Source organism: Chryseobacterium sp. HR92 (genome assembly GCF_045689405.1).
Lineage (GTDB): Bacteria > Bacteroidota > Bacteroidia > Flavobacteriales > Weeksellaceae > Chryseobacterium > Chryseobacterium viscerum_A.
Genome location: NZ_CP139139.1, coordinates 323453 through 337806, shown reverse-complemented (window position 1 = coordinate 337806; position 14354 = coordinate 323453). Strand labels below are relative to the sequence as shown.

Genomic DNA, 14354 nt, shown 5'->3' with positions numbered 1-14354 from the left:
CCATTTCATAATTTTATTAAAAAAGAGAACGAATATGTCAGACGAAAGAGTTAGATACAGCGATGCTGATTTACAGGAATTTAAAGCGATCATTAAAGAAAAAATAGAAAAAGCAGAAAAAGATCTTCAGCTTATCAGAGAAAGTTTCATCAACGACCAGAATAACGGAACCGATGATACCTCTCCTACTTTCAAAGCATTTGAGGAAGGAGCAGAAACATTAAGCAAAGAGCAGAACTCTATTTTGGCAGGAAGACAGGAAAAATTCGTGCGTGACCTTAAAAACGCTTTGATCAGAATCGAAAACAAAACGTATGGTGTTTGCAGAGTAACAGGAAAATTGATTCCTAAGGAAAGACTTTTAGCCGTTCCTCATGCTACGCTGAGCATCGAAGCGAAAAATATGCAAAAATAACCGTAAGGTTTGTAAAATACTATTGGGTTTATATCGTATTCACGGATACTTTATAAACCTAATTTTTAATGTATACTCATGAGCGAATTATTAATTTTAGGATTTATTATCGCAATAATTCTGCTGTTTTTCAACAGAGAATGGATCAAAAACAGATTTTTCCCTGATCAGCAGAAAAACTATACTATTGATGATCAATTCAATTCTGATAAACGCGAACGGGAAAAAGAGATTGACAGACTTTTGAGTAAGATGGGCAAAAACGGAATCAATGATCTGTCTGAAAAAGACAGGAAAAGACTTGATGAGTTGTCTAAAATGTAAAAATTAAATATAAGAAATGGAATCTATCATAGTACATCCTAAAAATTCTATGGAGCTTAGTGCACTGAAAAGTGTACTGAAAGAAATGAACATTAAATTTGAAAAAGCTCATGTTAAAAGTTCATATAACGGGCAGAAAGTGGTTAAGAAAGCAAGCGATAATAAAAATATAAAACCTGCTGCAAAACCTTCAAAACCTAAAGGACAGTAATGAAAAAGATATTAGCGATAACATTTTTAGTGTTGTTGATTGACCAGGCTTCAAAAATTTACATCAAAACTCATTTCGAGCTGAATGAAAGCATTCCTGTGATAAACGGTTTCTTCAACAAAACTTTTGTTGAAAATCCGGGAATGGCTTATGGATTTCATTTTGGCGGAATCATCGGAAAATACTTTCTGGTAATCCTAAGAGTTTTCCTGATTGGAGGAATGGTATATATGTTTAAAAAATGGTTAAAGGACGGAGCTTCCAATTATCTTTTGATTCCTATGGCTATCATTTTCGCCGGAGCCATCGGAAATCTTATTGACGGAATGTTTTACGGGATGATCTTCGATACCGGAACAGTGTATGATGCCAGTACCGACCGATGGATTGGATATGGAGGTATCTCTAAGCTTGTTCCTTTCGGACATGGATATTCTACCTTTATGAAAGGTTGTGTGGTAGATATGCTTCACTTTCCTGTAGTAGACTGGTATGTGCCCGAAAGCTGGCCTTTAATAGGTGGAAAACATCTTGAATTCTTCAAATATATTTTCAATGTTGCCGATTCTGCTATCACAGTAGGAGCAGCTTTCCTTCTAATCTTCAGAAAAAAAGCATTCCCAAATGGGCTTGAGTTTTAAAAGATGTATTTTCGGATGAAAAAAATAATCAAAAATATTTTTAAAATTTTCCTGCTTCTTTTCGTTGCAGGAATTATTTTTATTGCCTGGGCGAACTACAGCATCAAAAAGGACAGCGAATCATTTGTTTCCTATAATATTGCTGATGTACCGGAAGCCAAAACAGGTCTTTTATTAGGAACCGGGAAAACCTTAAACAATGGGTCACCCAATGCTTATTTCTACAACAGAATTAAAGCTGCGGCCGATTTATACAAAAGCAGAAAAATACAATACATCATCGTTAGTGGTGATAACAGTACCAAAGATTATAACGAACCTGAAGATATGCAGCTTGCATTGATGCAGGAAGGAGTTCCACAAGATAAAATCATTCTGGATCATGCCGGATTCCGAACTTTGGATTCTGTGGTAAGAGCAAAAGATATTTTCAGCCAGACAAAACTGGTGATTATCTCTCAGAAATTTCACAATGAAAGAGCCGTTTTCCTGGCCAGAAAAAATGGAATGGAAGCCTTTGGGTATAATGCTGCTGATGTAAATAAATATGCGGGGTTAAAGACCAATATGAGAGAGTATGCTGCCAAAGCTAAAGCATATTGGGACCTTCTTTTTGGCGTAGAGCCTAAATTTGGAGGAGAGAAGATTGTGATTCCTTAGTTTTTTCAACCACGAATTGCACGGATTTTCACAGATGATTGTGTAGAAGGATATTGAGATTTTGCTGATTGATAGGTTTTGGCTAAAGCCAATAGATCTTTTTATTTCAAAGCTGGCTGGGCTAAAGCCCACCTCTATTGAATTTTAAATGACAACATCTTTTAATCTTTTAATCTTTTAATCTTTTAATCTTTTAATCTTTTTAATTCTATATTCCCGGCAAACCTCGTAAATTTGCTATTCATTAATTTTTAAATATAAATTTTAAACAAATGTCAAGAATTCTTACCGGCATACAAGCCACCGGAACACCCCATCTTGGAAATTTATTGGGGGCAATTATTCCTGCTATCGAACTATCCAAGCAGGAAGGAAATGAATCATTTTTATTTATTGCGAATCTTCACACGCTTACACAGATTAAAGATGCGCAGACGTTGAGACAAAATACCTACGAGATTGCTGCGGCTTGGCTTGCTTGTGGATTAGATACTGAAAAAACATATTTCTACAGACAAAGTGATATCGCTGAAACCTGTGAACTTTCTTGGCATTTATCATGTTTTTTTCCTTATCAAAGATTAACATTGGCTCATTCATTCAAGGATAAGGCAGACAGACTTCAGGATGTGAATGCCGGACTGTTTACTTACCCTATTCTGATGGCGGCAGATATTTTACTGTATGATGCTGAAATTGTACCTGTAGGTAAAGATCAGCTTCAGCACCTGGAATTTGCAAGAGATGTGGCTTCAAGATTCAACAATCAGATGGGTGATATTCTTGTTCTTCCACAATCTGAACTTCAGGAAGACACCAAATATGTTCCTGGAACAGATGGTCAGAAAATGTCTAAATCAAGAGGAAATATTATCAATATTTTCTTACCTGAAAAGGAGCTTAAAAAACAGGTAATGAGCATTGAATCAGATTCAAAATCTTTAGAAGAACCTAAGGATCCTGAAACGGATAAAACATTCCAGATTTATCAACTTGTTGCTACACCTGAACAAACTGAAGAATTAAGGGCAAAATATCTTGCCGGAAATTTCGGATACGGACACGCTAAGAAAGAATTACTGGATCTTATTCTTGTTCGTTTTGAGAAGGAAAGAGAAACGTTCACTTATTACATGAACAACCTTGATGAACTTGAAGCAAAACTTCAGCAAGGAGCTGAGAAAACCAGACCTATTGCGCTGGAAACTCTTAAAAGAGTAAGAACAAGCTTAGGATTTTAATTCTGAGCTTTAAGCATAAGAAAGAGGCTGTCTCAAAAGTCAAATAATTTGGCTTTTGTCATTCTGACGAAGGAAGAATCTTAGATTCTTCCTTCGTCAGAATGACACTTTTGAGTTAGCCTCTTTTTCTATTGATGTAAAGCATTTAATGAGCATTGTTCTTTGTCAGGATAAAGTAATGCATCTGATCTCCATATTCATAATTAATATCCCAGCCTGGATATTGTTTTACAATGGTCTTAATTATAGACAACCCCAGTCCTGTGGATGTATGATCTGATCCCTGTTTATAGAAACGGTTAAAAATTCTTGATTTATCCAAAGGTACAGATGTTCCGCTGTTCTGGAATGTTATCCGGTTGTTTTCAACTATAATATTTAGGGTTCCTTCTTCATTGTTGTACTTAACAGCATTTTTAAGAAGATTGGACAAAAGAATATCTGCAAGATCCTGATTAAAATCTGCAACGAATTTCCCCTTTTCAATGACATTAACCTCTACTTTTTTAAATGTAATGAAATCTTCATAGTTCTGAACTAACTGAGCAATCATCCAGTTAAAATTAACATCTGAAGTCTTATTAAACTGGCTGTTTTCAATTTTGGAAAGCATTAATAAAGATTTGTTTAAGCCTACCATTCTTCGCAGATCATTTTTAACTTCGGTAATAAAGGTCATACTTTTTTTATCAAGGTCATCATTCTGAATCAGAAGATCAATTTTATTAATAATGATAGCCAAAGGAGTCTGAAGTTCATGGGAAGCATTTTCAATAAACTGTTTCTGCTGATAGAAAACAAGTTCATTACGCTCAATCATTTCATTGATTTCCACATTCAATTCTTCAAACTCAGAGATCTTATAAGTTTGCTTTTCCTGGGAAAAAGGAATTCCAAACTGGTATTTTTTTAGTTTATCCAAAATCCGGTAAAACGGTCTCATCGCCTTATTAAGAAGATATCCGTTGACTGCCACAATACTTATGACCAAAAGGATATAGAGTACAATCAAGGCAGTCGTAAGATCGTATATCAATTCATCTTCTTCTACGGTGGAAGTTCTTATGACAAGCCGTTGATTCTTTTTGAACTGATCAATAAAGTCTGCCTCAAGAACCCTGTAAGGCTGATCTTTATCATCATATTCCATGTAGTACATCTTGTTGTAAAGCCTGCTTTTGTTTTGATATTCTTCAGCTTTGATCGGGTTTATTTTAAATTCATTGAATCCAAAATCATTATTATTCAAAAGCTGAGGATTAAGATAAACAGCTTTGATGATCTGTATTTTTCGATTCCTTAATCCATCATCTACATTATCATGCACTTCATCCAGAATATAGGCATAAAATAGCCCTGCCCAAACTGCAATAATGAACAGCAGGATCATGATCAGGTACTTTATGGTGTAATATTTTAATGAAACTTTCATCAGATGAATTTATATCCTATTCCGTATACAGCCTGAAAATCAGCTTCTGCATTGAGTGTTTTTAATTTTTTTCGAAGATTTTTGATTTGGGAATAAATAAAATCAAGGCTGTCTGCCTGATCTATATAATCTCCCCAAATAGCTTCTGCCAGTGTTGTCTTTTGCAATGTTTTTTCCGGATGGATCACAAAATAATACAAAAGATCATACTCTTTACGATTGAGAGCCAGCTCCTCTTCTCCTATTTTCACCGTTCTGTTCTCCGGATCAATGCTTATATTTTTGTACCGGATTATATTTTCGCCATCCTGATTTTTCCTTCTGATCACAGATTTGATTCTCGCCATCAGCTCAGCAAGGTGGAAAGGTTTTGCAAGATAATCATCAGCCCCAATTTCCAGCCCGGTTACCTTATCATCTACTGAATCTTTAGCAGAAAGAATGATTACAGGATCTTTCTTATGCATTTTTTTTATTTCTTTCAGCAGATCTATTCCATTTCCGTCAGGCAGCATAATATCCAGCAAAATACAGTCATATTCGTAAGAAATAATTTTGTCCAGTCCGCTGCTGTAATTTTCTGCATACTCTACAATGAAATGTTCTGCTTCCAGAAATTTTTGTACCGTATCTTTCAGTTCGGGTTCATCTTCTACTATTAAAATCTTCATATTTTCTGGATCTGTATATTCTGCTGCTTCATTAATGTATATCAAATATATGAAATTATAAACGGGAAGGACTGAAGCGGGAAGCTGGACGTTATTTATCTCAACCTATGCAACTTTTTTCACTTCCTTCTTCCCGCCTCCAGCTTCCCTACTTAACAAAGCGTCCATCTGCATCAAAAACGAGACATAAACCGTTCATTAAATTGATTTTATAAGCATTATATTTTCTTTCAATGGAATCAATTACGCTGCAAGGATGATTCCTTGTCATAAATGAAACCATATTTTTTCTAATCTGTGCAGAAGAAATTTTTCTTCCGCTGCTGTTTATTAAATTCCAGTTGATCATATTATTACTATTTAGTGTTGATTTTTACTTTTGAATTAATCATCAATTTTTTTAAAATTTCCGTTTCTGTCGAATTCAAGCTCCAATCCGTTAGAAAGTTCTGCTTTGTAAGACCATCTTTTCTTTTCTATCTTAATGATGTAGGTATTGGGGAAATTTTTGGTGCTGTAATTTCTTATTGATACAGGAATGAAACCATAAGGAACTTTCTGATGTTTACCATCTACTTCTTTCCAGTTTCCGCTGCTGTCGAACTCCATTTTCATTCCATTGGTCAGATATACTTTATATTCGTCTATTCCATAGATTTCTCTGTCTTCTATGGCCGAGTTTACGGGTATTCCTTTAAAATGGGCTGCAAGAAAGTTTTTAGCTGTTTTGGGTAACTGATTAGCATTGATTGCTCTGTCCTGTGCAGAAACAAAGCTTCCCATTAATAAAAACATGAACATCAATACTCCTGTGATTTTCTTTACATTTTTCATAACATTTAATTTTTCTGTCATTATTATGGAGCAAAGTTCCAAATCAATTTGGGAAAGAATTGGGAAAAGTTATTTCTGTAAAAAATAAATAGGATAAAGTTTAAATTTTACCGCAGATTTTAGCAGATAAGTTATTAATGTTGATTTTCGAAAAGTATTAAAAACGGAAAAAGCCACTAAGTACAACTTAATGGCTTTTTTATTAGATTATATGGTCTATTTATAGATATTCTTTAATCTGCTGAAGATGGGTAATAGCTTTTAATCCTTCCCTCTGCTTATCTTCCTTATAGACATTGAAGAAAATAGTATCCATTCCGAAATCTGTTGCTCCCATGGCATCAGCAATCCAGTCATCCCCAATCAGGATGCTTTCTTCTTTTCTGGCTTCAGAAAGCCCTAAGGAGTACTCAAAAATCCTGGGATTAGGTTTTCTTACTCCCACAGAATCTGCACTGGTAATCGTCTTAAAATAGGGTGCAATTCCTGACAGGGTACATTTTCTTTCCGTTACTTCCTGAAATCCATTAGAAATAATGTGTAATGTATAGTTCTTAGCTTTCAGATATTCCAGAACATCTTCGGCTCCTTCTACCAATTCATTATGACTCACAATATTATCAAGGAAGTTTTCTTCAAAATAAAGGGCAAGCTCTTTATTTTCTACTCCAAAATGTTTAAAGGAATCATAAAAACGGTGCTCTCTCAAATATTCTTTGCCGATAATCCCGTCTCTGATCTTTTCCCACAACTCTTCGTTGATATCATGGTAAACAGAGTGAAACTCTTCAAAGTCAATATGATACTTTGAAGTAATTTCCTGTTTTTCAAAAAGCTCTTTGATGGTAAGATAGGCATTTCTGCGGTGATCCCAGAGTGTATTATCCAGGTCAAAAAAAACATGCTGCATTTTCATACAGCACAAAGTTAATAATTTTAATTTTTCGAGATAGGATAATTTTTGCTCTTGCTTTTCACAATTTCAAGGCTTTTAGAAAAATTCAGCAAAAAATCAATGGTTTGTTTCTTAGGTTTCAAAGTTTTCACTTTTAAGGAGTCATTTTTTTTCATAAGCGAAGTATGTTTTCCTTAAAACGTGAAATTTTCCAAAATATTATTTATCTGGTTAATATTATATTATTTTCATCCATGATTTTTCTCAGGTTTATCAGCGCATACCGTACTCTTCCAAGAGTTGTATTAATGCTCATATCCGTATGATCTGCAATTTCCTTGAAACTCAGCCCGTCAAAAAATCTCAGTTTGATTACTTCTTGCTGATTTTGTGGTAAAAACTGCAGCATCCTTAGAAGATCTTCCTGTATCTGATTCGTCACAAGCTGATCTTCAATATTTTCAGAAGGTTCTCTGATCAAATCAAAAATAGAATATTCATCGGTTTCAAAAGTAGTTTCTGAAACTTTTATATTCTTTGCTTTTGACCTGAAATGATCAATGATTAAATTGTGGGAAATTCTTTTTGCCCAAAGGATAAATTTACCTTCTTCGTTATAGCGCCCTTCTTTGAGCATAACAATTATCTTCATGAATGTATCCTGAAAGATATCATTAGCTAAATCTTCATCATTAATTTTGTAAAAAATGAATGTAAACAGTTCTCTCTGATGTCGATGAATAAGGGTTGACAACGCACCCTCGTCTCCTTTCTGGTAAAGGGAAATTAGTAAACTATCCGATTTTGATTTCATAACTCTTCTCAATATAAATATTTGCAGACAAGCATTCTACCAGATATTTCTTCTGGCCTTTGCTGTATAAACAAAACAGTTCTAGAGTAGAGTCTCTTCTATAGGCGGTAGTACAATTATTATGATGTAAATATAATAATTTTTTAATAACTGTTAACCTATTATTAAATTTTATAGAGAAAAATCTAAAAAAAATCATTTAAACATGTCATGAATAAAGACTGTAGGGATATTTAATGTAAAATTAATATTCAGACCTTTCATCTCTTTTCCGTTCAATCGGGTGTCTCCGATAGGAAAAGCATAGCCTCCGGTAAGGTCCAGCATCCCGAATAAGGTGACTCCTATTTTAGGAGCAATGTATTTATTGGTTCCTTCTACTCCTGCCAAAAAGTAATAAGAGTGATAGAAGTCTACATTTTTTTCAAAATTAAGAAGAACATCTGCCTGCAGCTTTGGCATAATAGCGAATTTGGAGTCCGTAACTCCCATCAGCGCAGATCCTCCCAATCTGTAAATCACATCATCATTTTTAAGAAAAAGCAATTTCCCTCCTATTTCACCAAAACTTTGATTCTGATAAGTATACCCCACAGTAATCATTTTATGCATGGTATATTGTGCCTTTGCTAATGTACTTAGCAAAAACAGGGACAGGACAGCAACTACAGTTCGAAAATTCATCATCTTTCTATATTATTAAGGTGTAAAATTAAAAAAAACTGCCTTATCCAAAGATAAAGCAGCTCATTTATTATTCTTTAAAGGGAAAATTAAATTCCGAAAGCGGTTTTAATTTCCTCTACTTTGTCCAGTTTCTCCCAAGTAAAGAACTCAAGCCCTTTCAATGTAAGCTCATTCTTATGTCCTTTATTGAATGTTTTATCAGCTACATAATGCTCTTTACCCATGTGTCCGTAAGAAGCTGTTTCCTGATAAATAGGATTTCTTAATTTTAAGTTCTGCTCAATAGCGTAAGGTCTTAAATCGAAGATCGTAGAAACTTTTTTTGCGATCTCTCCATCATGAAGATCTACTTTTGCAGTTCCGTATGTGTTGATATATAAACCACAAGGTTCAGCTACCCCGATTGCATAAGAAACCTGTACCAAAACTTCATCAGCAACTCCTGCAGCTACTAAGTTTTTAGCAATATGTCTTGTTGCATAAGCAGCACTTCTGTCTACTTTAGACGGATCTTTTCCTGAGAAGGCACCTCCTCCGTGAGCTCCCTTACCACCGTAAGTATCTACGATGATTTTTCTTCCTGTAAGACCTGTATCCCCGTGAGGTCCTCCGATTACGAATTTTCCTGTAGGATTGATATGATATTTAATCTGATCGTTAAATAAAGCCTTAATTTCTTCTGTCTGTTGTGCAACTACTCTGGGAACCAGAATATTTTTAATATCCTCACGGATCTTATTCAGCATTTCTTCTTCACTTCCGAAATCATCATGCTGAGTAGAAACAACGATAGAATCAATTCTGATTGGCTTATGATCATCTGAATACTCAATTGTTACCTGGCTTTTTGCATCCGGACGAAGATAAGTGATGTCTTTATTTTCTCTTCTGATTGCAGAAAGCTCCTTAAGAATAGTGTGGGCAAGATCCAGTGCAAGAGGCATATAGTTAGCCGTTTCATTGGTAGCATACCCGAACATCATTCCCTGGTCTCCTGCTCCTTGTGCATTTGCTTTTGCTTCAAAAGACTCATCATTTACAGCTCTGTCAACTCCCTGGTTGATATCAGGTGACTGCTCATGGATAGCAGAGATCACACCACAAGAATCTCCATTGAACATATATTCACCTTTTGTATACCCAATTCCGTTGATTACTTCTCTGGCAATGGTCTGTACATCAAGATAAGCATCTGATTTTACTTCTCCTGCCAATACCACCTGTCCGGTAGTTACAAGAGTTTCACATGCTACTTTTGAATCTTTATCGTATGCTAAAAAATGGTCGATTAATGCATCTGAGATTTGATCGGCAATTTTATCCGGATGTCCTTCTGAAACTGATTCAGATGTAAATAAATAAGACATATAATTCTTTTGTTTTTAAAGATTTAAAAAAAATTGTATTGAAGAAAATATGAAATAAAATTGCCCAGAAAAAAAGAATACTGTTTTAGCATATTTTTATAGAGGTTGCAATCAGGTCAAATTTTTCCTCGTAATAAACGTCAGCAAATTTAAGCACTATTTTCGTAATACTCAAAATTTTTGTTTATTAATTATTATTTTATTTAAATTGATGATTTCTATCACTTTAAAGCATTTCCATTACTGAGGCTTAATGCTTACAAATTCTTTTGGACTTTCGTGATAATTCAGCTTAAGTTCTAAAGAAGTTTTGATAGAATGTGACAATTCATCAATAATTTTCTGCTTAAATGTTGGCTTATAATAAATAATACTGATTTCTCGATAAGGGAAAGGTTTTTTGAATCTGAAAACATTTTTCTTTTGTTCTTCTGAAAGCTGGCTCAATGCAAGCTCCGGCAGAATACTGATTCCTCCTACTTTATCTACCATATGTACCAAGGTCTGGATATTGGAAGCCAGGAAGTCTAAATTTTTAGGCTTCAAGGTATTTTCTTTCAGATGGCAAATGTTTTCAAACTGATTTCTAAGGCAGTTTCCTTCTTCAAGCAGCCAAACTTTTTCTACATTCAGGTCTTCCGGAATGATGTAAGAATTCTTTTTGTTGGCCTCTGTATTGGAACTGTAAATCATCAGCTCTTCATTGAATAAGAAATCCTGATAAAACTCGTCAGCTGTATCATAAGGAGTTGAGATAATTCCCGCATCAAGCTCTCCGGCTTTTAAAGCTTTAATAATATTATCCGTTGTCATTTCTTTTACATTCATCTGAATCTTTGGATTATCTTCAAGGAACTTGAAGATTTCCGTAGGCAGAATGAAAGAAGAAACAGTAGGAATAATTCCGAGATTGAGAGTTCCTCCTAAAATATTATTCAAAAGATTCGCTTTATTTTTCAACTCATTGACAGACTCTATAATAACTTTTGCCTGATCAATAATCTGAAGACCTACATCCGTGGTACGAATCGGGTGAGTAGTTCGGTCGAAAACCTTCACATCCAGTTCATCCTCAAATTTCTGTATCATGGCACTTAACGTAGGTTGTGTAATAAAACATGCCTGAGCTGCTTTACCAAAATGTTTATACTTATCAACAGCGATAAGATACTCCAGTTGCTGAATGTTCATTTGATTAATATTATCTATTACAAAGATATAACGTTTTTGTTATTAGCAATTAAAAATTCAAGTAAATTTGATATTCACTACCTTTACACTTCGATTTAGAAAAAGGAAAAAGAATTATTCAAATCATCAATTATATGGATTCTAAAAAATTAACGTTAAGCAACGGAGCACCTTACTTTGAGCATCAGGATTCACAGACGGTAGGACCAAGAGGCCCGGTATTGCTGCAAGACTTTATTCTTCAGGAAAATCTTGCCCATTTCGTTAGGGAAAGAATTCCTGAAAGAATAGTGCATGCTAAAGGAAGCGGAGCATACGGAACCTTTACCGTAACCCATGATATCAGCCAGTACACAAAAGCAAAGCTATTTTCAAAAGTAGGAAATTCATGCAGAATGTTTGCCAGGTTCTCTACCGTGGGAGGAGAAAAAGGAAGCGCGGATACTGCAAGAGATCCTAGAGGTTTTGCTTTAAAATTTTATACTGAAGACGGAAACTGGGATCTTGTAGGAAATAACACTCCGGTATTCTTTATTAAGGATGCAAAAAAATTTCCGGACTTTATCCATACTCAAAAAAGAGTTCCGAAGACAAACTTAAAAAGTGCTACAATGATGTGGGATTTCTGGAGCTTAAATCCAGAATCACTTCATCAGGTTCTCATATTAATGTCAGACAGAGGAACACCCTACGGATACAGACATATGCATGGATTTGGGTCTCATACTTTCTCCATGATCAATGATAAAAATGAAAGAGTATGGGTAAAATTCCACTTCAAAACCAAACAGGGAGTGAAAAACTTCACTGATGAAGAAGCTGTAAAAATGGCCGGCAAAAATCCGGATTTCGCTCAGGAAGACCTGTGCAATGCTATTGAAAATGGGGACTTTCCGAAATGGACTCTATACATTCAGGTAATGACTGAAGAGCAGGCAAAAGATTTCAGATGGAATCCTTTTGATGTAACAAAAGTATGGTTCCATGATGATTTCCCTTTGATTGAGGTGGGAGAAATGGAGCTTAATGAAGTTCCTGTTAATTATTTTGCTCATGTTGAACAATCTACTTTTTCACCAAGCAGCCTGATTAACGGAATTAGTTTCTCACCCGACAAAATGCTTCAGGGAAGACTATTCTCTTATCCTGATGCACACCGCTACAGAGTGGGTGTCAATGCACATCAACTGGAGGTGAACCGATGTCCTTTTGCTGTCAATAACTACCAGAGAGATGGCTATATGGCAGATTCAAGCTACTATCAGGATAAACCAAATTACCATCCGAACAGCTTTGATGATATCAAGGTAGATTCTGATTATAAAAACTTTGAGTATGAATTAGACAGTGCTCATGTAGCCAGTTATAACAGAAATGATAACGACAGTGATCATTATACTCAGCCGGGGCTGCTTTATTCAAAAGCAATGAATGCAGAAGACCGAGATCATTTGATCAAAAATATTGTAGGCAGCATGAATGGTATCACCGGACCGAAAAAAGATGAGATTATCAACCGACAGCTATGTCACTTTTTCCGTGCTAACATTGAGCTTGGCATGAAAGTAGCTTCTCAACTAAACGTCAATATTGATGCAAATATGATGAATCATTCCAAATAATCATATTGAATAATAAATTAAAAAAAAGGAAAAAAAAATAATATTTTTTCCTTTTTTTTGTAAAAAATTCATAATTTGCAAAGGATGATATTTTAAAGTGGAAAAATGAGTTACGAGAACATATTATTAAAAAAAGAAGATAAATTATCTATCATTACCATAAACAGACCTGAAAGTTTAAATGCTTTAAATGCAAAAACAATTCAGGAAATCAGTACCGCACTGGATGAGCTTAATGCTGATACTTCCTGCAGGGTAATTATCCTTACCGGAAGTGGAGAAAAATCTTTTGTAGCGGGAGCTGACATCAAGGAATTCAGTGACTTCGGGCAGGAAAAAGCTGAAGAACTTGCAAGAAACGGACAAAATACATTGTTCAATAAAATTGAAAATATGTCTAAACCTGTCATTGCAGCCGTAAACGGTTTTGCATTAGGCGGAGGTTTAGAGCTTGCCATGGCATGCCATATCAGATACGCATCGGAAAATGCCAGATTAGGGCTTCCTGAAGTAACTCTTGGATTAATCCCGGGATACGGTGGAACTCAAAGGCTTCCAAAGCTTGTAGGAAAAGGTATTGCCAACGAAATGATCTTCTCTGCCAAAATGATCCCTGCCCAAAAAGCAAAAGAGATTGGCCTGGTCAATGAAGTATATCCTATTGAAGAATTATTAACCAAAACGAAAGAATTAGCAAATACTATTGCCTACAATTCACCAATGGCAATATCCAAGGCTATAAACGCCGTGAATTTATCTGACACGGAGAAAGGTTTTGAAACTGAAATTAAATATTTTGGGGAACTTTTTGAAATGGAAGATAAGAAAGAGGGAGTTACTGCGTTTCTAGAGAAGAGAAAGCCGAACTTCTAAACTTTCTAAAAGATTTTAATCCAAATTATTTCGAAAAAAACAATGCTGTGGTATGAATAAGTTTGATAAAGCTTATCTAAAAATGGCTCAGGAATGGGCAAAACTCTCCTACTGTAAGAGAAAACAGGTGGGAGCTCTTATCGTAAAAGATAGGATGATTATTTCAGATGGTTACAACGGGACTCCTTCGGGATTCGAAAACTGCTGTGAAGATGGAGAGGGAAAAACACACTGGTACGTATTGCATGCGGAAGCCAACGCTATTTTAAAGCTGGCTGCTTCTACTCAATCTGCAAAAGGAGCAACGTTATATCTGACGCTTTCTCCCTGTAAAGAATGCAGTAAGCTGATTCTGCAGGCAGGAATTACGAGACTGGTGTATATTAATGAGTATTCGGATGACGATGGAATATCGTTCCTGAGAAACCATAACATTGAAATAGAACAAATATCGGACTGTGAACTAAAAAAATAAG

18 protein-coding genes are annotated in these 14354 nt (G+C 35.2%); 9 read left to right on the top strand and 9 right to left on the bottom strand.

Features of this window, described 5'->3' with window-relative positions:
- Window positions 1-34 precede the first annotated feature (34 nt).
- The 6 genes from SFA27_RS01555 to trpS all read left to right on the top strand — a co-directional run bounded on the left by SFA27_RS01555 (window position 35) and on the right by trpS (window position 3492).
- On the top strand, window positions 35-415 hold the full coding sequence (locus SFA27_RS01555; protein WP_002983772.1) for a TraR/DksA C4-type zinc finger protein: 381 nt from the start codon (window positions 35-37) through the stop codon (window positions 413-415).
- A gap of 78 nt (window positions 416-493) precedes the next feature.
- Window positions 494-739, top strand: a complete 246-nt coding sequence (locus tag SFA27_RS01550) for a DUF6576 domain-containing protein (protein ID WP_047377377.1) — start codon at window positions 494-496, stop codon at window positions 737-739.
- A gap of 16 nt (window positions 740-755) precedes the next feature.
- On the top strand, window positions 756-950 hold the full coding sequence (locus tag SFA27_RS01545) for a DUF2683 family protein (RefSeq protein WP_047377375.1): 195 nt from the start codon (window positions 756-758) through the stop codon (window positions 948-950).
- On the top strand, window positions 950-1591 hold the full coding sequence (locus SFA27_RS01540) for a lipoprotein signal peptidase (RefSeq protein ID WP_264519243.1): 642 nt from the start codon (window positions 950-952) through the stop codon (window positions 1589-1591). The genes SFA27_RS01545 and SFA27_RS01540 overlap by 1 nt, the downstream gene beginning before the upstream one ends.
- Before the next feature lie 15 nt (window positions 1592-1606).
- A complete protein-coding gene (locus tag SFA27_RS01535; RefSeq protein WP_407295705.1) occupies window positions 1607-2251 on the top strand; it encodes a vancomycin high temperature exclusion protein in 645 nt (214 codons plus the stop codon).
- 272 nt (window positions 2252-2523) lie between these two features.
- Window positions 2524-3492, top strand: a complete 969-nt coding sequence (trpS, locus tag SFA27_RS01530) for a tryptophan--tRNA ligase (protein ID WP_264519245.1) — start codon at window positions 2524-2526, stop codon at window positions 3490-3492.
- Window positions 3493-3637: 145 nt separating this feature from the next.
- Here the strand turns inward: trpS and SFA27_RS01525 are convergent, their stop codons facing one another.
- From SFA27_RS01525 to SFA27_RS01485, 9 genes are all read right to left on the bottom strand, one after another.
- On the bottom strand, window positions 3638-4924 hold the full coding sequence (locus SFA27_RS01525) for a sensor histidine kinase (protein WP_407295701.1): 1287 nt from the start codon (window positions 4922-4924) through the stop codon (window positions 3638-3640).
- Window positions 4924-5595 carry a response regulator transcription factor gene (locus tag SFA27_RS01520; RefSeq protein ID WP_047377438.1) on the bottom strand — a complete coding sequence of 224 codons (672 nt, stop codon included), beginning with the start codon at window positions 5593-5595 and terminating at the stop codon, window positions 4924-4926. The genes SFA27_RS01525 and SFA27_RS01520 overlap by 1 nt, the downstream gene beginning before the upstream one ends.
- Before the next feature lie 148 nt (window positions 5596-5743).
- On the bottom strand, window positions 5744-5944 hold the full coding sequence (locus SFA27_RS01515; protein WP_407295699.1) for a PepSY-like domain-containing protein: 201 nt from the start codon (window positions 5942-5944) through the stop codon (window positions 5744-5746).
- Between the two features lie 35 nt (window positions 5945-5979).
- On the bottom strand, window positions 5980-6429 hold the full coding sequence (locus SFA27_RS01510; protein WP_047377437.1) for a PepSY-like domain-containing protein: 450 nt from the start codon (window positions 6427-6429) through the stop codon (window positions 5980-5982).
- Window positions 6430-6649: 220 nt separating this feature from the next.
- Window positions 6650-7345, bottom strand: coding sequence for a YjjG family noncanonical pyrimidine nucleotidase (locus tag SFA27_RS01505; protein WP_047377369.1), 696 nt, complete (start codon window positions 7343-7345; stop codon window positions 6650-6652).
- A 202-nt stretch (window positions 7346-7547) separates the two neighbouring features.
- Window positions 7548-8138: an RNA polymerase sigma factor gene (locus tag SFA27_RS01500; RefSeq protein ID WP_047377368.1), complete on the bottom strand. Its 591-nt coding sequence runs from the start codon at window positions 8136-8138 to the stop codon at window positions 7548-7550.
- A gap of 195 nt (window positions 8139-8333) precedes the next feature.
- Window positions 8334-8825, bottom strand: coding sequence for a hypothetical protein (locus tag SFA27_RS01495; RefSeq protein WP_264519247.1), 492 nt, complete (start codon window positions 8823-8825; stop codon window positions 8334-8336).
- 86 nt (window positions 8826-8911) lie between these two features.
- Window positions 8912-10192, bottom strand: a complete 1281-nt coding sequence (metK, locus tag SFA27_RS01490) for a methionine adenosyltransferase (protein WP_407295695.1) — start codon at window positions 10190-10192, stop codon at window positions 8912-8914.
- 240 nt (window positions 10193-10432) lie between these two features.
- Window positions 10433-11383, bottom strand: a complete 951-nt coding sequence (locus SFA27_RS01485) for a LysR substrate-binding domain-containing protein (protein ID WP_047377365.1) — start codon at window positions 11381-11383, stop codon at window positions 10433-10435.
- A gap of 134 nt (window positions 11384-11517) precedes the next feature.
- On the opposite strand from SFA27_RS01485, the gene SFA27_RS01480 reads away from it, so the two are divergent.
- The 3 genes from SFA27_RS01480 to SFA27_RS01470 all read left to right on the top strand — a co-directional run bounded on the left by SFA27_RS01480 (window position 11518) and on the right by SFA27_RS01470 (window position 14353).
- Window positions 11518-13005: a catalase gene (locus SFA27_RS01480; protein ID WP_407295691.1), complete on the top strand. Its 1488-nt coding sequence runs from the start codon at window positions 11518-11520 to the stop codon at window positions 13003-13005.
- Between the two features lie 105 nt (window positions 13006-13110).
- Window positions 13111-13878 carry an enoyl-CoA hydratase/isomerase family protein gene (locus SFA27_RS01475; protein WP_034692518.1) on the top strand — a complete coding sequence of 256 codons (768 nt, stop codon included), beginning with the start codon at window positions 13111-13113 and terminating at the stop codon, window positions 13876-13878.
- Window positions 13879-13930: 52 nt separating this feature from the next.
- On the top strand, window positions 13931-14353 hold the full coding sequence (locus tag SFA27_RS01470) for a dCMP deaminase family protein (RefSeq protein WP_034692520.1): 423 nt from the start codon (window positions 13931-13933) through the stop codon (window positions 14351-14353).
- Window position 14354: the final 1 nt, after the last annotated feature.

Excerpts from the sequence above, each read along its gene's own strand:
- SFA27_RS01555 (WP_002983772.1), top strand. The coding sequence starts at position 35 with ATGTCAGACGAAAGAGTTAGATACAGCGATGCTGATTTACAGGAATTT.
- SFA27_RS01550 (WP_047377377.1), top strand. The coding sequence starts at position 494 with ATGAGCGAATTATTAATTTTAGGATTTATTATCGCAATAATTCTGCTG.
- SFA27_RS01545 (WP_047377375.1), top strand. The coding sequence starts at position 756 with ATGGAATCTATCATAGTACATCCTAAAAATTCTATGGAGCTTAGTGCA.
- SFA27_RS01540 (WP_264519243.1), top strand. The coding sequence starts at position 950 with ATGAAAAAGATATTAGCGATAACATTTTTAGTGTTGTTGATTGACCAG.
- SFA27_RS01535 (WP_407295705.1), top strand. The coding sequence starts at position 1,607 with ATGAAAAAAATAATCAAAAATATTTTTAAAATTTTCCTGCTTCTTTTC.
- trpS (WP_264519245.1), top strand. The coding sequence starts at position 2,524 with ATGTCAAGAATTCTTACCGGCATACAAGCCACCGGAACACCCCATCTT.
- SFA27_RS01525 (WP_407295701.1), bottom strand. The coding sequence starts at position 4,924 with ATGAAAGTTTCATTAAAATATTACACCATAAAGTACCTGATCATGATC.
- SFA27_RS01520 (WP_047377438.1), bottom strand. The coding sequence starts at position 5,595 with ATGAAGATTTTAATAGTAGAAGATGAACCCGAACTGAAAGATACGGTA.
- SFA27_RS01515 (WP_407295699.1), bottom strand. The coding sequence starts at position 5,944 with ATGATCAACTGGAATTTAATAAACAGCAGCGGAAGAAAAATTTCTTCT.
- SFA27_RS01510 (WP_047377437.1), bottom strand. The coding sequence starts at position 6,429 with ATGAAAAATGTAAAGAAAATCACAGGAGTATTGATGTTCATGTTTTTA.
- SFA27_RS01505 (WP_047377369.1), bottom strand. The coding sequence starts at position 7,345 with ATGAAAATGCAGCATGTTTTTTTTGACCTGGATAATACACTCTGGGAT.
- SFA27_RS01500 (WP_047377368.1), bottom strand. The coding sequence starts at position 8,138 with ATGAAATCAAAATCGGATAGTTTACTAATTTCCCTTTACCAGAAAGGA.
- SFA27_RS01495 (WP_264519247.1), bottom strand. The coding sequence starts at position 8,825 with ATGATGAATTTTCGAACTGTAGTTGCTGTCCTGTCCCTGTTTTTGCTA.
- metK (WP_407295695.1), bottom strand. The coding sequence starts at position 10,192 with ATGTCTTATTTATTTACATCTGAATCAGTTTCAGAAGGACATCCGGAT.
- SFA27_RS01485 (WP_047377365.1), bottom strand. The coding sequence starts at position 11,383 with ATGAACATTCAGCAACTGGAGTATCTTATCGCTGTTGATAAGTATAAA.
- SFA27_RS01480 (WP_407295691.1), top strand. The coding sequence starts at position 11,518 with ATGGATTCTAAAAAATTAACGTTAAGCAACGGAGCACCTTACTTTGAG.
- SFA27_RS01475 (WP_034692518.1), top strand. The coding sequence starts at position 13,111 with ATGAGTTACGAGAACATATTATTAAAAAAAGAAGATAAATTATCTATC.
- SFA27_RS01470 (WP_034692520.1), top strand. The coding sequence starts at position 13,931 with ATGAATAAGTTTGATAAAGCTTATCTAAAAATGGCTCAGGAATGGGCA.